The following is a 20,708-nucleotide window of genomic DNA, read 5'->3' on the forward strand; positions in this document are numbered from 1 at the left end:
TGGGGGAGCTGTCGCGAAGCGACTGAGGGGGCTTGCGCGGCATAGGCCGGCGCTACCCCCTCCGGCCCTCTGGGCCACCTCCCCCAGAGGGGGAGGATTTGTCTTGCCGGATCAGGCGCTCGGCCGCGGCCCGGCCAGGCTGGTGTAGAACTCCGGACGGCGGTCGCGGAAGAAGCCCCAGGCGGCGCGGTGGGTGGTGAGGAAGTCGAGGTCGAAGCTGGCCTGGACCAGGCCCTCGTCGGCGCGGCCGAGTTCGCTGACCAGGTCGCCGCGATGGTCGGCGATGAACGACGAGCCGTAGAAGGTCTGGCCGCCGTTGGGATAGCCGTCCCAGGGCTCGAAGCCGATGCGGTTGGCGCCGACCACCGGGATCACGTTGCTGACCGCGTGGCCCTGCATGGCCCGCCGCCAGGGCAGGGCCGTGTCGAGGCTGGCGTCATGCGGCTCGCTGCCGATGGCGGTGGGGTAGAACAGGGCCTCGGCGCCCATCAGGGCCATGGCCCGGGCGGCCTCGGGGTACCACTGGTCCCAGCAGATGCCGACGCCCAGGCGGCCAAAGCGCGTGTCCCAGACCTTGAAGCCCGTGTCGCCCGGCCGGAAGTAGTACTTCTCCATGTAGCCGGGGCCGTCAGGGATGTGGCTCTTGCGGTAGACGCCCAGCAGGGAGCCGTCCGCGTCGGCCATCACCAGGCTGTTGAAGTAGTGCGGGCCCTCGCGCTCGAAGATCGAGATCGGGATGACCACGCCCAGTTCGCCGGCCAGGGGGGCGATGGCCTTGACCACCGGGTGCTCGCGCCACGGATGGGCCTCGGCGAACCAGCGCTCTTCCTGCGCGACGCAGAAGTACGGGCCCTGGAACAGCTCCGACGGCAGGATGACCTGCGCGCCCTTGGACGCGGCCTCGCGGATGAAGCCCTCGGTCTTCTTGATGTTGGCGTCCAGGTCCATGCCGTAGGAGGTCTGGATGGCGGCGACGCTGAGCGTGCGGGGCATGCGGACTTACTCCTCGGGTTCTTGCTGGCTGATGCAGTGGAACGAGCCGCCGCCCGTCAGGATCGCGGTCGAGGCCAGGCCGATGACCTGGCGCTCGGGGAACAGGCCCTTGATCACCTCGACGGCGAAGGCGCCGGATTCCTCGGCGTAGATCGGCACGATCACCGCCTCGTTGGCGATCAGGAAGTTCATGTGCGAGGCCGGGATCGGCTCGCCGTCCTCGTCGAGGATCCGGCCCGGCGAGGGGATGCGCACGACCTGCAGCGGCGAGCCGCGGCTGTCGGTCATGGCGCCCAGCAGGCGGGCGGTCTCGGCATAGACCTCGGCGTTGGGATCGTCGGCGCCGAAGGCCATCGGGCAGGCGACGACGCCCGGGGCGACGAAGCGGGCCAGGTTGTCGACGTGGCCGTCGGTGTGGTCGTTGAGCAGGCCATCGCCCAGCCACAGCACCTTCTTGGCGCCGAGCGCGGCGGCCAGGGCCGAGGTCGCGGAGGCTTCGTCCCAGCCTTCGTTGCGGTTTTCGTTCAGCACGCACTGGCGGGTGGTCAACACGGTGCCCAGGCCGTCGTGGTCGACGGCGCCGCCTTCGAGGATGAAGTCGTTGCGGACCAGCGGCGCGCCCGAGGCGGCGGCGATCTGCTCGGCGACGATGTCGTCGCCCTCCAGGTCGTACTTGCCGCCCCAGCCGTTGAACTTGAAGCCGGCGGCCGAAGCGCCGTCACCGCCGGCGGTGAAGATCGGGCCGGTGTCGCGCAGCCAGATGTCGCCGAACTGGCCGCGGACGATCTCGACGGTGGTGTCGGAGAGCAGGGCTTTCGCCGCTTCCTCGGCCTCGTCGCCGACGACCATCAGGCGCACGCGCTCGCCGCCCGGGCCGGCCAGGGCGCGGGCGAGGTCGGCGACCTCCTGTTGGGCCTGCTCGAGGTCTTCCTGCCAGAGCTCGCCATGGCTGGGGAAACCCAGCCACATGGCGCGGTGCGGAGCCCACTCGGCGGGAACGGTGAGGGTCATTTTCGAAAGCCTGGTCAACAAGAGGGGGCGCAGATGGCCCCTGGGGGTCGAAGGGTCAAGCGCGCCTTCTAGCAAATTGGTGCGACAAAAGAAAAAGGGCGGCTCCGAAGAGCCGCCCTTCCCCGTCTTGCGAAGCTTGCGGAGGCTTAGAAGCCGGCGCGGAGCGTCAGGGTCACCGTGCGCGGGGCGCCGATGTTGGCGAACGGACGGCTGTAGCCGGGCGCGCCCGGGGTCGCGCTCGTCTGGGTGCCGATGTTGCCGTAGTAGTTCTTGTCGAACACGTTGATCACGTTCAGCTGGACGTTCGAGTTCTTGTAACCGAAGCGCTCCAGCTCGAAGCGCACGTCCAGGTCCGTCGTGATGTAGGACGGAACCTTCAGGTCGTTGACGTCGGTGACCCAACGCTCGCCGACGTACTTGGTCTGGGCGCCCAGGGTCAGGCCCTCGAGGACTTCCCATTCCATGCGGTTCGAGAAGGTGACGTGCGGGGTCTCGACGATTTCCTTGCCCTTGGTGGCGGCGAAGGTCGTCGAGGTGATGGCGATGTTATCCTGCACTTCGCTGTCGTTGTACGAGAACGAGAAGTAGGCCGCCAGGTACTCCACCGGCTTGAAGCCGACCGAGGCGTCGAAGCCGTACTGCTTCACCTTGCCGACGTTGCGGTCGATGTTCAGGCCCAGGTCCTGATCGTACGAGCTGACGATCCGGTTTTCGAACTGGGTCGCCCAGGCGCTGGCCGAAGCGATGATCGCACCGCTCTGGTAGCGATAGCCGCCTTCGAAGGTGGTGCTGGTTTCCGGCTGGACGGTCGCGTTGCCGATCGAGCCGTTGGCCAGGCGCAGCACGGTGTACAGGTTGTCGGTACGCGGCAGCGAGGTCGATTCCGCGTAGCTGCCGTAGATCGAGCTGGCTTCACCGAAGCGGTAGGTCGCGCCGATGTTCGGCAGCACGTCGTCGTACTTCAGGGTCTTGGAGTAGGGAGCGATGTACTGGGTGGTGCCACCATCGAACGTCACGTTGCCGTTGGCCAGCGGGGTGCTGGGCGTTTCGGTGGTGCAGCGCACGGTGCTCGAAGCGTTCTGCGAGTAGCAGAACTGGTTCAGTTCACGCTTGAAGAACGGCGCGCGCAGGCCGACGCTGACGTTCAGGTTGTCTTCCAGGAACTTGCCCCGGTACTCGACGCTGACCTGGTTCAGGGTGGCGATCGAGAAGCGGTCGCGAGCGCGCATGAAGCTCTTGCCGTCGGCCGTCACGATCTTGTCGCCGTGGCCGTCCTTGCCGCCGAACCAGCTCTGGTAGGTCGGGGTGTCGCCCTGGTCGATGAAGCTGTACTCGCCGGTCTGGCGGTGACGGCCGTAGTCGAGGGTGTAGCCGACGCGGATGGCGTTGTTGTCGTTCAGCTTCCAGATCAGCGAGGTGAGCAGGCCGTAACGACGGGTGTTGGTGTTGCTCGGGTTCATGACCCGCACCGTGTCGTTGGTGTCGCCGTCGCCGTTCAGGTCAACGCCGGCCGTGAGCAGCGAAGCCGTGGTCTGGGCGCCGAGAAGCTGACGGGTCGAGGTCGAGCAGGCGCTGGTGGCTTGCGCGCTGGTCGGGGCGGCCGTCACGGTCGGGTTGGCCGCGAAGTAAGCGGCGCGGCAGCTTTCCGACAGGGTGGTGTTCTGGGTGCCGCCGTTGGCCAGGGTGTACTGGAACGACGGGTCGACGGTCAGGGTGAAGCCGTTGCCGAGCGTGAACTTCGACTGACCGCGGATGTTGCCGGTGTTCGACGGATTGACGCGCAGGTTGTAGAAGCTCGAGTTGGTCGAGGCCGAGTCGAGGTCGATGTCGCCGGTGACGCCGGTGCCGCCGGCGCGAGAGGTCGGCGCAACGTAAGCCGTCGCGAAATCGACGCTCCAGCCGGCCGTGTCGACTTCGTTAGGCAGCGACGCCGTCGCGGTCCGCAGGCTCGGGCCGTAGTAGGCGTTGTTGCGGTTGACGTTGTAGTGCGCGGCCAGGCTGATGAAGTCGGTGCCGTCGCCGATCGGCTGATAGATCTTGGCGTTGATCTGGCGCTTGTAGATTTCGCCTTCGCCCTTGAACTTGTCGTACTTCTGGTACGAGCCTTCCACCCACATGCGGGTGCCCCAGGGGCCGACTTCGCCGCTTTGGACCATGGCCGCGTAGCGCTGGTAGTCGAAGCTGCCGACGCTGGCCTGGACCCAGGCGCCGCGCTCCTTGGAGGGCGTCAGGGTCGAGATGCCGATGGTGCCGCCGGTGCTGGCCGCGGTCGGGCTGTCGACGTCGGTCGAGCCGGTGTTGACCGAGGCGCTGCCGATGATTTCAGAGTCGGGCAGCTGGTTGGTGTAGGTCGCGTAGTTGCCGGTGTCGTTCAGCGGCATGCCGTCGAAGGTCAGGGCGACGCGGTTGCCGTCGAAGCCGTGCAGACGGATGTTGCCGCCCGACGAGCCGTACGGGTCGTTGTTGGTGAAGTTCAGGCCCGGCACCAGGATGTTCAGCGACTGGATGACGGTCTGGCCGGGAACCTGGGTCTGCAGGAATTCCTGCGACACCGTGGTGCGGCTCTTGGCGACCGTCTCGGCGGTGATCATGCCATCGACCGTCTTCGGACGGGTGCTGGCGGTGACGACGATCGAGTCCAGTTCGGTCGAGGCGGTCGACTGAGCCATGGCGGCGGTCGCCGCCAGCAGGCTGCCGACCAGCGCGGTCGACGCCAGACAGGCGATTTTTTTCGTGTTCATTCCAATGATCCCCTCATTCTTTGACGCTAGTTCGGAAAAACGAGCATCGAACCGCATCGTTTGGGCGGTGTAGCGAAACATTTAGAAGGTTTGGTGACGGAAAGGCCACGATGGCCCAGAATCTGCCACATCGATCAGTCGCTTGCGGAACAATTGGTCAGATTTCCCTTACTTCGCTAAGAAGCGCGTCATGACCGCGTCCCCCTACGCCGCCGAAGATTCCGCAGCCCGCGCGTGGCGCCTGACCCTGATCGGCGTCGCCCTGCTGACGATCGTCCGGGTACTGGCGATTTTTTCGACGCCGCTGGAGCTGTACCCCGACGAGGCCCAGTACTGGCTTTGGTCGCGGACCCTGGATTTCGGCTACTATTCCAAGCCGCCGATGATCGCCTGGGTGATCTGGCTGACCACGACGATCGGCGGCGACACCGAAGGCTGGCTGCGGCTGGGCGCGCCGCTGCTGCACGGCGCCACCGCGCTGATCGTCCACCGCATCGCCCGCCGCCTGTACGGCGGCTGGACCGGCCTGGCCGCCGCCGGCGTCTACGCCCTGATGCCGGGCGTGCAGCTGTCGTCGGGCGTGATCGGCACCGACGCGCCGCTGCTGTTCTTCCTGGCCCTGACCATCTGGGCCTATGTCTCGCTGCCGGCGGCCAAGACCCCGCGCGAGCGCCTGCTGACCGCCGCCGGCCTGGGCGCGGCCCTGGGCCTGGCCTTCCTGTCGAAATACGCGGCGATCTACGTGCTGTTCAGCATCGGCGCGCACCTCGCCTTGTCACGCGAAGCCCGCAAGGTCTGGACCTGGCCGATGGGCCTGGCCTTCTTCGGCGTGCTGATCGCCGTCTTCGCGCCCAACCTGATCTGGAACGCGGCCCACAAGTTCGCCACGGTCGAGCACACCGCCGCCAACGCCAACTGGGGCGCCAAGTCGCTGTTCAATCCGCGCGAGCTGGTCGAGTTCGTCGGCTCGCAGTTCGGGGTGTTCGGCCCCCTGCCCTTCGGCGTGCTGCTGGGCGGCGGGATCGTTCTGGCGGTGAAGAAGCGCCTGCAGGCCGCCGACGTGCTGCTGCTGTGCTTTGTTCTGCCGCCGCTGCTGACCGTGGCCGGCCAGGCCTTCGTCAGCCGCGCCAACGCCAACTGGGCGGCCGCCGCCTATGTCGCCGGCTCGGTGCTGGTCGCCGGCTGGATGGTGCGCTGGAGCGCCAAGCGCTGGCTGGCCGGGGGCCTGGCCCTGCAGGCCGCCTTCGCCGCCCTGTTCCTGGCCTGCCTGATCAGCCCGCGCCTGGCCGACGGCATTGGTCTCGCCAACAGCTTCAAGCGGGTGCGCGGCTGGGACCAGACGGTGCAGGCGATCATCAACCGCGCCCGCGAGGAGCAGGCCGGGCAGCGCCTGACCTCGGTGGCCGTCGACGACCGCTTCCTGTTCAACGTGGCCGCCTATTACGGGCGCGACTACTGGGGCACGGTCGGCGCCCCGCCGCTGCGCATCTGGGTGCACGAGGCCCATCCGCAGAACCAGGCCGAGACCGAGGCCCCGATGACCGCCGCCTACGGCCAGCGCACGCTGATCGCCAGCCTGGAGGGGGTCTACAAGGCCAAGATCGAGCAGGACTTCAAGGCCACCTCGGGCGACGAGATCGTCCGTGTGCGGCTCGACCGCAAGCGCGTGCGGCGGACGGACCTGTTCATCGCCGAGGGCTTCGCGCCGGTGGCCCGCGACCCGAAGACGGGCCTGCCGCCGGATCCGGAGAAGGGTGGTTCTACGGCGCGGTGAGGCTTCGCGGGCGTGGATCGATAAACCCGTAAAACCCCCGCGAAAGCGGGGGCCCAGGTGTTTTATCGTCGAGCGCCGCGGGTTTCAGAAAAAGCCTGGGTCCCCGCTTTCGCGGGGATTTTACGGAAAATAAAAAAGGCTCCCTCTTCGGAGGGAGCCTTTTTTGATCCTAGTCCTTCATCCGCCAGGTCGCGCCGGTCGGGCTGTCCATGACCACGACGCCGAGGGCGTCGAGGTCGCCGCGGATGGCGTCGGCGGCGGTCCAGTCCTTGGCGGCGCGGGCGGCGACGCGGCGGGCCAGCAGGTCTTCGACCTGGGCCTTGAGGTCGTCGGAGGCGTCGCCCTCGAACCAGGCGTCGGGATCGGCCTGCAGGAAGCCCAGCAGGGCGCCGGCCTCGAGCAGGCGCGACTTGTGGATGGCCACCTCGGTCAGGTCGCCGGCGGTGACGGCCTTCTCGATGGCGCTCGACACCTCGAACAGCTTGGCGACGGCGGCGGGGGTGTTGAGGTCGTCGCAGAGGGCGTCCATCACCTCCTGGGGGGCCTCGACGGCCTGGTCGGCGACGACGTCCTTGGCGCGGCGCAGGGCGCCGTAGAGGCGGTCCAGCGACTTCTTGCTCTGCTCGAGCAGCTCGGGCGTCCAGTCCAGCGGCTGGCGGTAGTGGGCCGACAGCAGGGCCCAGCGCACCACCTCGCCCGGCGTGGTCTTCACCAGCTCGTGCGGGATGATGACGTTGCCCAGGCTCTTGGACATCTTCTCGCCGTCCATGTCGAGGAAGCCGTTGTGCATCCAGTAGCGGGCGTAGGTCGGCAGGCCGTGGGCGCAGCGCCCTTGCGCCACCTCGTTCTCATGGTGGGGGAACTGCAGGTCGATGCCGCCGGCGTGGATGTCGATCGGCAGGCCCAGCTGCTTGTCGATCATCGCCGAGCACTCGATGTGCCAGCCCGGACGGCCCGCGCCCCAGGGGCTTTGCCACTCGGGCTCGTTTTCCTTGGACGGCTTCCACAGCACGAAGTCGGCCGGGTGGCGCTTGTAGGGGGCGACCTCGACGCGGGCGCCGGCGATCATGTCGTCCAGCGGCCTGCCGGAGAGCTGGCCGTAGTCGGCGAAGCTCTGGGTGTCGAACAGCACGTGGCCCTCGGCGGCGTAGGCCGAGCCATTGTCGACCAGCTTGCCGATCATCTCGACGATGGCGTCGATGTGGTCGGTGGCCTTGGGCTCCAGCGTCGGGCGCAGGGCTCCGAGGGCGTCGGCGTCCTCGTGATAGGCGGCGAGATAGCGGTCGGTGATGACCTTGATCTCGACGCCCTCGTCGGCGGCCTTCTTGTTGATCTTGTCGTCCACGTCGGTGACGTTGCGGGCATAGACCACCGCCTCGTCGCCGAATTCGTGGCGCAGCAGGCGGAACAGCACGTCGAAGGCCACCACCGGACGGAAGTTGCCGATGTGGGCGTAGCCGTAGACCGTCGGTCCGCAGACATACATCGTCACCCGGTCGCGATCGGCGGGAACGAAGTCGCGCTTCTCGCGCGCCATGGTGTCGTAGAGCCTGATGGTCATGAAAACTCGGTCGCCTTGACGCAGCGGAAGGGTGTTGTCGGAACGAAAAACCGGACCCATATAGCGGGGAGCGAGCCTTCGAACCACGTCTTTGCGACGTGAGAGGCGCGCCCTTTAACGGGTGGCACGCGTAATTCCGGGGCGAACGGCGCTCCGGCGCAACTCAGCCCGTGGAAAGCCCCCTTCGAAAACATGGACGCACTGACCCGCGAGCGAACCCTGATCGGCCCCAATCTGTCGCAATTTGGCGACAACGCCGGTCTTGATCTTGAACCCGCCCAGCGCCCCAGCCGAGACGAGGCCATGGCCGCGGTGCGGACCCTGCTGGCCTGGGCCGGCGACAACCCCGACCGCGAGGGCCTGCTCGACACGCCCCAGCGCGTGGTCGACGCCTATGGCGAGTGGTTCGCCGGCTATACGGGCGACCCGGCCAAGGAGCTGTCGCGCACCTTCGAGGACGTGCAGGGCTATGACGACATGGTCATGCTGCGCGGCATCGACGTGCAGAGCCACTGCGAGCACCACATGGCGCCGTTCCTGGGCAAGGCCTGGGTGGCCTACATGCCCACCGGCAAGGTCGTGGGCCTGTCGAAGCTGGCGCGCCTGGTCGAGATCTTCGCCAAGCGCCTGCAGACCCAGGAAACCATGACCATGCAGGTCGCCGACGCCATCGAGGACCACCTCTCGGCGGCCGGCGTCGCCGTGCTGATCGACGCCGAGCATCAGTGCATGAGCACCCGCGGCGTGCACCACCACGACGTCTCGACCATCACCACCCAGTTCCGCGGCGTGTTCAAGACCGACAAGGTCTTGCAGCAGCGGTTCATGGATCTGGTGACCCGCAAATAACCCCTCTCCCCTTGCGGGAGAGGGTGGCCCCCGCGAAGGCGGGGGTCGGGTGAGGGGTCGCACGAACAGAAACGCCGCGACGGCCGATCGGCTGTCGCGGCGTTTTGCGTCTGAGAGACCCCTCATCCGTCGGCTTCGCCGACACCTTCTCCCGCAAGGGGAGAAGGATCCTAGCTGCGCTCGTAGGCCAGGAGTTCCGCCTCGCCGGCGCTGGTGATGATCCAGCCGGTGCGGCCGCGCTCGGCCAGGCCCAGTTCGGTGAGGCCGCGGGCGTCGGCGATGTTGATCCAGTCGACGTCGTGGCCCTGCTTCTTGCGGGCGAGATTGCGCAGGGCCGTCACCTGCTCGGGCGAGAGCGCCATCCTATTGGCCGCCCGACAGCGGGTTGGGCGCGACGGCGGCGCGGACGGCGAACGCCCCCAGGCGCTGCTGCAGCCGCACCACCTCGGCCGTCAGGTCGCCGACCTCGGCCTGGAGCTGGGCGTTGCGGCGCTTGAGATACTCGTTCTCCCGCTGGATGCGGTCGGTTTCCTCAGTCATCGGAGCCCTCCAGGCGGGGCGGGCGAGCCGCGGCGCTGCAACGCGCCACCCAGCCCTGTCCGCGCTCACGCGTCATCTGCATGACCGTGAAGTCCTGGATGCCGCCGTCGGGCGAGCCCAGGGTGTAGATGTCGCCGATGACCGGCGGGGTGGCCAGCTGGCCGCCGATCGTGACGCTGAGCGCCTCGTCCCGCCAGCCGTAGGTGATCTCGTAGTCGTGGCGCCCGAACGGCGCGCTTCCACTGACGCTGCGGGCGCTCATGAGCGCCGGCCAGGAGGAGGCGTCTTCGCGGCCTGGTCGGCCAGGCTGTCGTCGACATGGGCGCGCAGCCCCGCTTCCATCGCGCCCTTGGCGTCGGCGGCGGCGACCGGCTTGGCGAACGCGGCGGCGATGGCGCGATGCGCCAGCAGGCCGGCGGCGTTGAGGTCGGGCTGGAAACGGGCCGCATAGCGCCGCAGGACATCCGACAGGGCCAGCAGGCGAAGATCCCGCGACAGGCGCGGCGAACGCCCTTCGGCCTGCGAAGCGATCGGCGGGTCAGTCGGCGGGAAGCGGGACATCGAGGATCTCCAGGCGCGCGCCGACGCACGTCCTGGCGATAGGACGGCGCGCCGGACGTCGGCGGCGATGAACGAAAACGGCCTTGAACGAAAAGGCCCGCGAACGACGCCGGCATGAAACCGGCGGGCCGCCGAACCAGGTCGAGGTCGCCGCGAACGGAACCCCTTGGCGCGCTCTTCGGCGCATGGATCATCATAGCACGAAGCGGGCGATCCCGGCGGGATTTCTCCGGCTCGACGCGGCTGTCGGAGCGGCCCTCAGGCCGCCGCGCGGATGCCTTCGCGCAGGCGCTCGACGCAGGCGTCGAGGGGGCGGTGGACGAGGCTGACCAGGACGAAGCTGATCAGCATCAGCAAGTACCAGGCCCCCAGCTTCTCGATGGCGACCATATGCCAGCCGCCGGCCTGGCTGGGATAGATCCAGGCCCCGGCGAAGGTGCCCAGGTTCTCGGCGAACCAGATGAACAGCGCCACCAGCATCAGCCCCAGCAGCAGCGGCATGCGCCGCGCCTGGCGGTCGGGCGTGTAGACGATCCAGGTGCGGCCGAACAGCACCGCCGACAGCACGAAGAGGCCCAGGCGAATGTCGGTCACATAATGGTGGGTGAAGAAGTTGACGTAGACCAGCACCGCCAGGATGTGGGCGCTCCAGAACGGCGGGTACTTCACGAAGGTGAAGTCGAACAGCCGCCAGGCGCGGGCGATGTAGCTGCCGACGCAGGCGTACATGAAGCCGGTGAACAGCGGCACGTCGCCGATCCGCAGCACGCTGTCTTCCGGATAGACCCAGGAGCCGTGGGCGGTCTTGAAGATCTCCATGGCCGTGCCGACCAGGTGGAAGATCAGGATCACCGCCGCCTCGTCCCAGCGCTCGAGCTTGAGCAGCAGCAGGGCCGCCTGGATGGCGACCGAGGCGATGACGAGGAAGTCGTAGCGCGCCAGCGCCGCGTCCTTGGGCCAGAACAGGAAGGTGCCGACCAGCAGGGCCAGCATCAGGCCGCCGAACAAGCACGCCCAAGCCTGTTTCAGGCCGAACAACAGGAATTCGTAGGCCCTGGCGTTGGCCTTCGAGCGCTCCGCCCAGGGCCGCGCCCAGCGGTCCAAAACCGCCACGCCGCCCTTGATCCTGGACTTGAGGTCCATCGTCCCGTCTTTTCCCGTCCCCCGCCGGATGCGGGAGGCTAGCCCAAACCGGGGGTGTTGCGCCATATGTCTTTGATGACCAGCGCCTTCTTCCCCTCCGCCCCCGACAAGCAAGCCCTGGAACGGGGGCCGGCCCTGGCCCCGCGCTTCGACGCCGCCGGCCTGGTGGCGGCGGTGGCCCAGCACGCCGACACCGGCGAGATCCTGATGCTGGCCTGGATGAACGACGAAGCCCTAAAACTCACCCTGGAGACGGGCGTCGCCCACTATTTCAGCCGTTCGCGAAACGGCCTGTGGAAGAAGGGCGAGACCAGCGGCCAGCTGCAGATCGTCAGCGAGGTCCGCGTCGACTGCGACCAGGACGCCGTGGTGATCAAGGTGCGCCCGCAGGGCGACGGCGGCGCCTGCCACGTCGGCTTCCGTTCGTGCTTCTATCGCGTCTGGGAGAACGGCCAGCTGGTCGAGCGGGAGGAAGAGCACGTCCATGACCACGCCTGAGGCCCTCGTCGCCTTCACCCTGGCCGCGTCCCTGCTGACCATCACGCCCGGGCTCGACACGGCCCTGGTGCTGCGCAGCGCCGCCACCGAAGGCCCGCGCCGCGCGGCCGCGGCGGCCATGGGCATCGGCGTGGGCTGCCTGATCTGGGGCATGGCCGCGGCCTTCGGGGCCGGGGCGCTGCTGACCGCGTCCGAGCTGGCCTATACGGCGCTGAAGTGGGCGGGCGCGGCCTATCTGGTGTGGATGGGCGTGAAGATGCTGATCAAGCCCCGCGACCGCTTCGAGCCGGGCGCGGTGTCGCCCACCGGCGGCGGCATCGCGGACTCGTTCCGGCGCGGCCTGTTCACCAACCTGCTCAATCCCAAGGTCGGGGTGTTCTACATCTCGTTCCTGCCCCAGTTCATCCCGACGGGCGCCAATCCCGGCGTGTTCGGCACGCTGCTGGCGGGGATCCACGTGCTGCTGGGCCTGGCCTGGGCCGGCCTGCTGATCGCCGCCACAGCGCCGCTGGCCGGCCTGCTGCGGGAAGCCGCCGTGGTGCGGTGGCTGGACCGGATCAGCGGCGGGGTGTTCATCGCGTTTGGGCTGCGGCTGGCGCTGGAGCGGCGGTAGGAAATCCCTCTCCCCTTGCGGGAGAGGGTGGCCTGCGCAGCAGGTCGGGTGAGGGGTCTCTCAGACCTCGAAGCTGCGTGCGACGGCCAGACCGGATGAAGCGTCTCCGATCTGAGAGACCCCTCATCCGTCGGCTTCGCCGCCACCTTCTCCCGCAAGGGGAGAAGGATCAGATTTCGCTCAGCGCCTTGACCCCGCCGCCATCCGCCGGGGTGACCACGAACGTCTTCAGCACGCTGGTCGTGTAGTCGGTCGACAGGATGGTCGAGACGGCGATCAGTTCGCCGGTCGCCTTGCCCTTTTCCAGCGTCAGCAGGACGAAGCCCTTGGCGCTGGGGTGGGCGTATTTCACTTCCTTGTTGCGCTGGACGAAGGCCTCGCCGATCGGGGCGCCGGGCATGATGTCGCCGTAGCCGGGCGAGGTGACCGAGGTGGCCCCGAACTCGGCGGCGACGCGGGTCGAGCCGGCGTCGTCCCACAGCTCGTTGGCCCAGAACATGTGGCTGTCGCCGGCCAGGACGATCGGGGTCGCCTGGCTGGCCTTGAAGATGTCGTAGACCCGCTGGCGATCGACCGGATAGCCGTCCCAGGCGTCGAGGTTGGAGGGGATGTCGAAGGCCGACATGGCCACGCCCCCGGCCACCCGGCCGCGGGCGTATTCGGGCAGGGCCGCCAGCATGGCGTCGAACTTCTCGTCGCCCATCGTGGCCTTGAGGTTGGGCGGGGCGACGCGGGCCATGACCACCTGGTTGCCCAGCACCTGCCAGGCGGTGCCGGCCTTGACCGAGGCGTCGACCTCGCGGGCCAGCCACTGCTCCTGGCCCTCGCCCATCATCCGGCGCGAGGGATCCTTCCACTTGGCGACGAAGGCGGCGATGTCGGGCTTGCCGTCGGCGGTCTTGGGCAGGTCGCGCTCGTAGGTCAGCTGCTCGGTGCGGGCGGTCAGGCGGGTCTCGACCATCAGGAGGGTCGCGACGTCGCCGAACTGGAAGCGGCGCCAGGCGGCCTCGGGCAGGGTTCCGCTGGACGGCTCGCGGATCGGCATCCACTCGTAATAGGCCTTGAGCGCGGCGGCCTTGCGCGCGGCCCAGTCGCCTTCGCCCTTGTCCGGATCATGATTTTCCGCCCCGCCGACCCAGCTGTCGTTGGCGGTCTCGTGGTCGTCCCAGACGACGATCCACGGCGCCCGGGCGTGGGCGGCCTGCAGCATCGGGTCGGTCTTGTAGAGGGCGTGGCGGCGGCGATAGTCCGACAGGCTGACGATCTCGTGCGGCGGATCCGGCTGGCGCTGGGCGGCGACCGGCGAGCTCATGCCGTAGTCCTTGGGCCCGCCGCCATATTCGTAGATGTAGTCGCCCAGGTGCAGCACGGCGTCGACGCGCGGCAGCTTGGCGATGGCGTCGTAGGCGTTGAAGTAGCCGTTCGGATAGAGCGAGCAGGAGGTGACGGCCAGGACCACGTCCTTGACGCCGCTCTGCGGCAGGGTGCGGGTCGCGCCCGTGATCCCCTCGCCGACCGGCTTGCCGGCCTTCAGGACGCGGAAGCGGTAGTGATAGTCCGTGCCCGGCTTCAGGCCCGTGGCGTCGATCTTCACGGTCCAGTCGCGGCCGGCGTCGGTCAGCGTCCGGCCCTGGGCGACGAGGGTCTTGAAGTCCGGATCGGTCGCCACTTCCCAGCGGACGGCGACTGGAGCGGCGGCGCCACCTGCCGTCGCGCCTTGGGGCGTGACGCGGGTCCAGAGGATGACGCGGTCGGCCAGCGGGTCGCCCGAGGCCAGGCCGTGCAGGAACTTCACCTCGCCCTCGAAGGGCTTGGGAGCGGCGGCGGCGACCGGCGTGGCCGCGCCCGTGCCGAGCAGGGCCAGAAGCCCGCGACGATCGATCTTCATTGTACGCACTCCCCGACGGGACGCCCACGGCGTCTGCAAGCGGCGTTAGCGACGAGCGGCGACAGACATGTGACGCACGCCGTTCGCTCGGCGGTTTCTTGTGACCGACACTGACAATCGCCGGCCTCCCAAACTTTTCAACCCCGCCCGTGCTGCGGAGACCTTGGGGAGCGGTCACCGAAACCCTCTCTCATGGAGAGAGGGGTTTCAGGCCCGCCGCAGCGGCGCGGGTCCGCGATAGAGCCGCCGCCAGACCCATTCCAGCGGACCCATGGTGAAGCGATCGAGCCACCACCGCGACCACAGGATCTGGACGATCCAGATGGCGACGACGATCAGGGCCAGGGCCGGGCGGTCCAGGCGCGCGTAGAGGCCAAGGCCGCGTCCGCCGTAGAAGATGGCGGTCATGATCAAGGACTGGGAAAGGTAGTTGGTGAAGGCCATCTGGCCGACCGGGGCCAGCACGGCGGGGATCTTCCGCCAGAAACCGGTCGAGCCGGCCGCCAGGGCCATCAGACCGACATAGGCCAGGGTGGTCAGGGGGGCGGTGATGGTCTGCACGGCGCTGGCCAGGTTCAGCAGCCGCTCGGGCAGCCCGCCCAGCACCAAGGCGAAATAGATCCAGCCGGTGGCCGCCAGGGCCGCCAGGCCGACGGCGATCAGCACGCCGTAGGTGCGCCGCGAGGCCTCGCCGGTGAACACGCCGGTCTTGAAGGCGCCCAGGCCGATCATCATCAGGCTGGTCGTCAGCAGGAAGATGATCGGTTCGGCCAGCAGCCCCTCCAGCCGCTCGCGGGCGTTGGCGGCCAGGGAATGCAGGAAGTCGCCGCGATAGGCCGCGATCGCCGCGGCCGACCTGGCGGCCTCGCGGGCGGCTTCCACCGGGGCCTGGGCGTCGCCGCCGACCAGGGCGATAGCCAGGCCCGTCAGCACGGCGAAGACCAGCCAGAGGCCGACGCCCCAGCCCAGCAGCCGCCGCGCCGACCACGACCGCGCCTGGCCCACGGCGAAGCCGGCCAGGGCGTAGCTGAGCAGCACGTCGCCCCACCAGATCGCGAAGCCGTGGGCGATCCCGAACGCCAGCAGCCAGAAAAGGCGCCGATGCAGCAGGCGATCGCCCTTGGGCGACCGCTCGCCGCCGACCAGGAACATCGAGATCCCGAACAGCATGGCGAACAGGGTGACGAACTTGCGCTGGAACAGCCACTGGGTGACCAGCCAGACCGACAGGGTGTCGGTCCCCGTCCCGAACGGCCAGTGCAGCACGCTCTCGGCCACCACGCTGGGAAAGGCGAAGTCGGGCGCGTTGCACAGCAGTATGCCCAGCACGCCGAGGCCGCGCAGCGCGTCGAGCAGGAGGATGCGGTCTTTGTCGGCGGCCATGCGGCGCTTGCCCCGGTTGTTGCCGGGCGATGGTGACGGGCTTCGCGGACGACGTCAGCCGGTTCCTTCTCCCCTTGCGGGAGAAGGTGGCGACGAAGTCGACGGATGAGGGGTCGCACACACGGAAACGCCGCGACAGCGGATCGGCTGTCGCGGCGTTCGATGTCTGAGAGACCCCTCACCCGACCCCGCTCCGCGGGGCCACCCTCTCCCACAAGGGGAGAGGGACTTGCCGATCAGCCCTGAACCGACAGCTCGCGCAGCGCCGCGTTTGCGATGGTGAGCTTGGCGAAGGTCCAGCCGCCGCCGGCCTGTTCGATGTCTTCCACCGTGCGCTTGGCGGCCTTGACGCGGTCGGCGCGCAGGGCGGCCCACGAGGTCACGGCGGCCTTGGCCGAGCTCTCGTCATCGCCGGCCTGGGCGTTGGCGGCGAACTTCAGAACCGCCTGGGTGATGGCGGCCTGCTCGAACAGCAGGTCCTCGATCAGGCGACGGACGGCCAGGCGCTCGAAGCTGTCGCCGCCGACGAACTGGCCGGCCGCCCAGCGCAGGCGGTCGAAGCCCAGCGCCGCGCCGACCTGGTGGTAGAGACGGGCGACGTTCTCGACGCTCCAGCTGGAGGCGTTGCCGATGTCGACGAGGTCGGCGGCCGTGGTCGTCGGCTGCAGGGCCGCGACCGCTTCGGCCAGGGCCTGGGGCGCGCCGTCGGCGACATAGGCCTTGGCGCGCTTGGCCGTGGTCTTCTGCTCGAAGCCCGACAGGATCGTCGGGGTCAGGCTCTTGAGGGCGGCGACCGACGGACCGTAGGCCTCGACCAGCTGCTTGACGCTGGACTTGTCGCGGAAGGCCCGACGGGCCAGCCAGAAGGTCAGGCTGCGCAGGGCGTAGGCCAGAGCCTTGTAGAGGGCGGTCTGGCCGTCGGCGCCGGCCTGGTTGTCCAGGGCCGAGACCTGGTCCCACAGGGCGTCGATCCCGAGGATCTCGCGGGCGGCGGCGAAGCCGACCACCAGGGCCTCGACGTCGCAGCCGGCGGCGGCCTTCAGGCGGCTCGGGAAGGTCGGGCCGCACATGTTGACCATCTGGTTGCCGACCACCGTGGCGATGATCTCGCGCTTCAAGCGGTGCTTCTGCATGGCGTCGGCATAGACGCCCAGCGCCTTGGGGAAGTAGCCGTGCAGGGTGGCCTGGAACCAGGGATCGTCCGGGGCGCGCGAGGCGATGATCTCGTCGAAGAGGTCGAGCTTGCCGTAGGCCAGCAGCACGGCCAGCTCCGGACGGGTCAGGCCCTTCTTGGCCTGGGCGCGGTCGGCCAGGACGGCGGCCTCGGGCAGGCCCTCGACCTTGCGGTCGAGACGGCCGCGACCTTCCAGCTCGCTCATGAAGCGGGCGTGGGAGTCGAGCTCCTCGACGCTGTCGCTTTCCAGCAGGGTCAGCGCCAGGGTCTGGTCGTAGTTGTGCTCCAGCACGTGATGGGCGACGTCGTCGGTCATCGAGGCCAGCAGGGTGTTGCGGCTGGGACGCGTAAGGTCGCCCGAGCGCTCCAGCAGGCCCGTGAGGATCTTGATGTTGACCTCGTGGTCGGAGCTGTCGACGCCGGCGCTGTTGTCGATGGCGTCGGTGTTCAGGTGGCCAGAGGCTTGCGCGAACTCGATGCGGCCAGCCTGGGTCAGGCCCAGATTGGCGCCCTCGCCCACCACCTTGACCCGCAGGTCCGAGCCGTTGACGCGGATGGCGTCGTTGGCCTTGTCGCCGGCGTCGGCGTTGGTTTCGCCCTTGGCCTTCACATAGGTGCCGATGCCGCCGAGATAGAGCAGCTCGGCGCGCGACTTGAGGATCGCGGTCATCAGCTCGGCCGGCGAGACGCTGGCGGCCTTGAGGTCGAGCATGGCCTGGACCTCGGGCGACAGCGGGATCTCCTTCTGGTTCCGGGGCACGATGGCCCCGCCCTTGGAAAGCTTGCTGGCGTCATAGTCGGCCCAGGACGAGCGCGGCAGCTTGAACATCCGGTCGCGCTCTTCCCACGAGATCGCGGGATCCGGATCGGGGTCGAGGAAGATGTGGCGATGGTCGAAGGCGGCCAGCAGCCGGGTCTGCTTGGACAGCAGCATGCCGTTGCCGAACACGTCGCCCGACATGTCGCCGACGCCCACGACGGTGAAGGGCTGGGACTGGATGTCCTTGCCCAGTTCGCGGAAGTGGCGCTTGACCGCTTCCCAGGCGCCGCGGGCGGTGATGCCCATGACCTTGTGGTCGTAGCCCACCGACCCACCCGACGCGAAAGCGTCGCCCAGCCAGAACCCGTAGGACTCCGCCACGCCGTTGGCGATGTCGGAGAAGGTGGCCGTGCCCTTGTCGGCGGCGACGACCAGATAGGGATCCTCGCCGTCGTGGACGACCACGGCGTCAGGCGCGATCACCTTGTTGTCGGCGTCGATGTTGTCGGTGATGTCGAGCAGGCCGAACAGGAAGGTCTTGTAGGCGCGGATGGCCTCGGCCTGGATGGCGTCGCGGTCGCCGCCGCGCGGCAGTTGCTTGGGATAGAAGCCGCCCTTGGAGCCGACCGGCACGATGACGGCGTTCTTGACCTGCTGGGCCTTCACCAGGCCGAGCACCTCGGTGCGGAAGTCGTCGCGGCGGTCGGACCAGCGCAGGCCGCCGCGGGCGACGGGACCGAAGCGCAGGTGCACGCCCTCGACGTGCGGGGCCGAGACGTAGATCTCGCGATAGGGCTTGGGCGCGGGCAGGTCGGCCAGTTCGCGCGAGGCGATCTTGAAGCTGATGTGCGGCTTGGGCGCGCCGTCCTCGGCCGTCTGGTAGAAGTTGGTGCGCTGGATCGCGCCCACGAGGGCGGCGATGCGGCGCAGGGCCCGGTCGGCGTCGAGGCTTTCGACCGCCTGCAGGGCCTCGGTGATCTTGTCGGCGACCGCGACGGCCTGCTCCTTGCGGGCCTCCAAGTCGGCGGCGATGGCCGGATCGAACTTGATGCGGAAGAGATCCAGGATCAGGCGGGCGACGCCGGGATTGTCGGCCAAGGCGGCTTCTTGCACCGCCTGCGACGGGTCCAGGCCCGTCTGCTGGCGGTAGCGGGCCAGGGCGCGGACCAGGGCGGCCTCGCGCCAGTCGACGCCCAGCTCCAGCACCAGGCGGTTGAAGCCGTCGCTTTCGGCGCGGCCGGTCCAGATGGCCACGAAGGCGGCCTCGAAGGCGCCCTTCACGTCGGCGAAGGCCAGGTGCTCGCCCTGCTCGTCGCGCAGCACGAACTCGTGCACCCAGGTCGGCGAGATCAGGCCGTCGACGATCGGCTTCAGCTTGAAGCCGTCCTCGATCAGGGCCTTGAGGCCCATGTGCTCGAGGATCGGCAGCACGTCGGCCAGGGGCGCGGCGGCGCCGGGGCGATAGAGCTTGAAGCGGAAGGTCAGGGCGTCGTCGCCCTCGCGGCGGAAGGCGCGCACGCGCACGGCCTCGCCGGACTTCAGGTCGTCGACGACGGCGATGTCGGCCAGGGCCTCGGGAGCGTCGTACTGGTCGCGATAGCCGGGCGGGAAGGCGCCGGCCCAGCGGGAGAGGGTGTCGACCACCGGACGGGTGGCGCCGCGCTCGCGGACGATGGCCTCGAAGCGGTCGTCCCAGGTGCGGGTGGTCTCGGCGATGGCCGCTTCCAGGGCCGCCAGATCCGGGTCGCCGTGCTGGCCCGGCTTGACGCCGAGGATGTAGTGCACGCGCGCCAGGGGGGCGTCGGAGAAGCTGGGATAGTAGGCCGAGACGCGGCCGTCGAAGGCCTGGCTGAGCAGCTCGCCGGCCCGCTGGCGCACGCCGGAGTCATAGCGCTCGCGCGGGACGAACAGCAGGGCCGAGATGAAGCGGTCGAACGGGTCGCGGCGGGTGAACAGGCGCACGCGCGGACGGTCGTAGAGGTGCAGCACGCCGAGCGCCATGGAGAGCAGGTCGCCCTCCTCGATCTGGAACAGCTCGTCGCGCGGCCAGGTCTCGAGGATGTTGCGCAGGCGCTTGCCGTTGTGGCTGTCAGGATCCTTGCCGGCCTGGTCGAGCACGTGCTCGACCTTGCGGCGGATCAGCGGCACCTCGTGGGCGGGGGTCTCGTAGGCCTCGGCGGTGAACAGGCCGACGAACCGGACCTCGCCCGAGGGCTTGCCGTCGGGGCCGTAGCGGCGGATGCCGACATAATCCATGTAGCCGCGGCGATGGACCTTGGAGCGCAGGTTCGACTTGGCGACGACCAGCGGCGCGCCGAGCAGCAGATGGTCGCGGACCTGGGGCGACAGGATCGCCGGCTCGCTTTCGCGGCGCAGGACGGTGCGGGTCTGGTCGCGCAGGACGCCCAGGCTGCCTTCCGGCTGGTACAGCGGTTCCTCGGCCGCGTAGCCGCCGTCGGCGGTGCGGGGATAGTCGTAGACCCGCGCGCCCAGGAACACGAAGTGGTCGCCTTCCAGCCAGTCGAGGAAGGCCAGGCCCTCGTTACGCTCTTCGGCGGGGAGGTCGACGCCCGCGCCGCGCAGCTCGTCGATCGTGCGGCGCATCAGGGCGCGCATGGCGTCGAAGTCGTCGACGGCCAGGTGAGCGTCGCCCAGGGCGTCGCGGACGGCGGTCAGCAGGGCCTGCTCGCGGTCCTGGCCGACGGGCTCGAGCCAGACCTGGATCAGCGAGCGGCGCTGGCCGGCCAGTTCGACCATCGGGTGGAACATGGCGCGCACCGAGAAGCCGGTCTCGGCGATGGCGCCCATGATGCTGTCGACGAGGAAGGGACGGTCGGGCTGGACGATCTCGAGCACGTCGCCGCCTTCGGCCGCGCGGACGCGCAGGGCCAGGGGCTGGTCGGCGGCGGATTCGGCGAAGCGCCAGAGTTCGGCGAGACCGGCGGCCACTTCGGCGGGTCCGACGCCGGGCAGTTCCTCGGCCGACCAGTCTTCCGACGCCAGGGCCGCGAACTGAGCCTGGGGCGGGGAAAGCGATCCGCCCAGCGCCGCGGCCAGGGCCGCGCTCAGAGCGTTGGACGCCTGCTGGTTCGCCTTGCGGTCATTTTCGCCGACCATGGGTATTTCCTCGCGAATTTTTGGCGACAACCTAGCCCTTTCCCACGCGCGTTCAACACACGCGCCTGAGAACCGAACAATATTTTGCCTAAACTGCCAAAT

Annotated in this window: 16 protein-coding genes; 4 read left to right on the forward strand and 12 right to left on the reverse strand. The window is 68.9% G+C overall.

Features of this window, described 5'->3' with window-relative positions; genetic code table 11:
• Nucleotides 1-111: 111 nt before the first annotated feature.
• From aguB to AC07NG_RS17535, 3 genes are all read right to left on the reverse strand, one after another.
• Nucleotides 112-993: an N-carbamoylputrescine amidase gene (gene aguB, locus AC07NG_RS17525; RefSeq protein ID WP_494595353.1), complete on the reverse strand. Its 882-nt coding sequence runs from the start codon at nt 991-993 to the stop codon at nt 112-114.
• A 6-nt stretch (nt 994-999) separates the two neighbouring features.
• Nucleotides 1,000-2,004: an agmatine deiminase family protein gene (locus AC07NG_RS17530; protein ID WP_494595355.1), complete on the reverse strand. Its 1,005-nt coding sequence runs from the start codon at nt 2,002-2,004 to the stop codon at nt 1,000-1,002.
• Nucleotides 2,005-2,150: 146 nt separating this feature from the next.
• Nucleotides 2,151-4,745 carry a TonB-dependent receptor gene (locus tag AC07NG_RS17535; RefSeq protein WP_492856337.1) on the reverse strand — a complete coding sequence of 865 codons (2,595 nt, stop codon included), beginning with the start codon at nt 4,743-4,745 and terminating at the stop codon, nt 2,151-2,153.
• Between the two features lie 190 nt (nt 4,746-4,935).
• Between AC07NG_RS17535 and AC07NG_RS17540 the strand changes: the two genes are divergently transcribed.
• Nucleotides 4,936-6,519, forward strand: a complete 1,584-nt coding sequence (locus AC07NG_RS17540; RefSeq protein WP_494595357.1) for an ArnT family glycosyltransferase — start codon at nt 4,936-4,938, stop codon at nt 6,517-6,519.
• 169 nt (nt 6,520-6,688) lie between these two features.
• On the opposite strand, the gene cysS is transcribed toward AC07NG_RS17540, so the two are convergent.
• Entirely contained in the window at nt 6,689-8,080 is a 1,392-nt protein-coding gene (cysS, locus tag AC07NG_RS17545; RefSeq protein ID WP_492856335.1) for a cysteine--tRNA ligase, read from the reverse strand.
• Nucleotides 8,081-8,272: 192 nt separating this feature from the next.
• Here cysS and folE point away from each other — a divergent pair, with 192 nt between their 5' ends.
• A complete protein-coding gene (gene folE / locus AC07NG_RS17550) occupies nt 8,273-8,929 on the forward strand; it encodes a GTP cyclohydrolase I FolE (RefSeq protein ID WP_494595359.1) in 657 nt (218 codons plus the stop codon).
• Nucleotides 8,930-9,099: 170 nt separating this feature from the next.
• On the opposite strand, the gene AC07NG_RS17555 is transcribed toward folE, so the two are convergent.
• From AC07NG_RS17555 to AC07NG_RS17575, 5 genes are all read right to left on the reverse strand, one after another.
• Nucleotides 9,100-9,291 carry a hypothetical protein gene (locus tag AC07NG_RS17555; protein ID WP_487290111.1) on the reverse strand — a complete coding sequence of 64 codons (192 nt, stop codon included), beginning with the start codon at nt 9,289-9,291 and terminating at the stop codon, nt 9,100-9,102.
• Nucleotide 9,292: 1 nt separating this feature from the next.
• Nucleotides 9,293-9,469 carry a hypothetical protein gene (locus AC07NG_RS17560; protein WP_199228617.1) on the reverse strand — a complete coding sequence of 59 codons (177 nt, stop codon included), beginning with the start codon at nt 9,467-9,469 and terminating at the stop codon, nt 9,293-9,295.
• Nucleotides 9,462-9,731 carry a hypothetical protein gene (locus AC07NG_RS17565; RefSeq protein ID WP_110121918.1) on the reverse strand — a complete coding sequence of 90 codons (270 nt, stop codon included), beginning with the start codon at nt 9,729-9,731 and terminating at the stop codon, nt 9,462-9,464. The genes AC07NG_RS17560 and AC07NG_RS17565 overlap by 8 nt, the downstream gene beginning before the upstream one ends.
• The gene (locus AC07NG_RS17570) at nt 9,728-10,030 is read right to left on the reverse strand and encodes a hypothetical protein (protein WP_487290114.1); all 303 of its coding nucleotides are present in this window, start codon (nt 10,028-10,030) and stop codon (nt 9,728-9,730) included. Before AC07NG_RS17570 ends, AC07NG_RS17565 begins: the two co-directional genes overlap by 4 nt.
• Nucleotides 10,031-10,288: 258 nt before the next feature.
• Nucleotides 10,289-11,173: a DUF817 domain-containing protein gene (locus AC07NG_RS17575; RefSeq protein WP_492856333.1), complete on the reverse strand. Its 885-nt coding sequence runs from the start codon at nt 11,171-11,173 to the stop codon at nt 10,289-10,291.
• A 75-nt stretch (nt 11,174-11,248) separates the two neighbouring features.
• On the opposite strand from AC07NG_RS17575, the gene hisI reads away from it, so the two are divergent.
• Nucleotides 11,249-11,671, forward strand: a complete 423-nt coding sequence (gene hisI, locus AC07NG_RS17580; protein WP_494595479.1) for a phosphoribosyl-AMP cyclohydrolase — start codon at nt 11,249-11,251, stop codon at nt 11,669-11,671.
• On the forward strand, nt 11,658-12,284 hold the full coding sequence (locus tag AC07NG_RS17585; RefSeq protein ID WP_110121921.1) for a LysE family translocator: 627 nt from the start codon (nt 11,658-11,660) through the stop codon (nt 12,282-12,284). The genes hisI and AC07NG_RS17585 overlap by 14 nt, the downstream gene beginning before the upstream one ends.
• 169 nt (nt 12,285-12,453) lie before the next feature.
• Here AC07NG_RS17585 and AC07NG_RS17590 read toward each other — a convergent pair whose 3' ends face one another.
• The 3 genes from AC07NG_RS17590 to AC07NG_RS17600 form a co-directional block, all read right to left on the reverse strand.
• Nucleotides 12,454-14,172: an alkaline phosphatase D family protein gene (locus AC07NG_RS17590; RefSeq protein ID WP_494595360.1), complete on the reverse strand. Its 1,719-nt coding sequence runs from the start codon at nt 14,170-14,172 to the stop codon at nt 12,454-12,456.
• A gap of 207 nt (nt 14,173-14,379) precedes the next feature.
• Entirely contained in the window at nt 14,380-15,555 is a 1,176-nt protein-coding gene (locus AC07NG_RS17595; protein ID WP_494595362.1) for a DUF418 domain-containing protein, read from the reverse strand.
• A 236-nt stretch (nt 15,556-15,791) separates the two neighbouring features.
• Nucleotides 15,792-20,606: an NAD-glutamate dehydrogenase gene (locus AC07NG_RS17600; RefSeq protein ID WP_494595364.1), complete on the reverse strand. Its 4,815-nt coding sequence runs from the start codon at nt 20,604-20,606 to the stop codon at nt 15,792-15,794.
• Between the last annotated feature and the right edge of the window lie 102 nt (nt 20,607-20,708).

It is taken from the genome of Caulobacter sp. GW821-FHT10C03 (assembly GCF_059415485.1).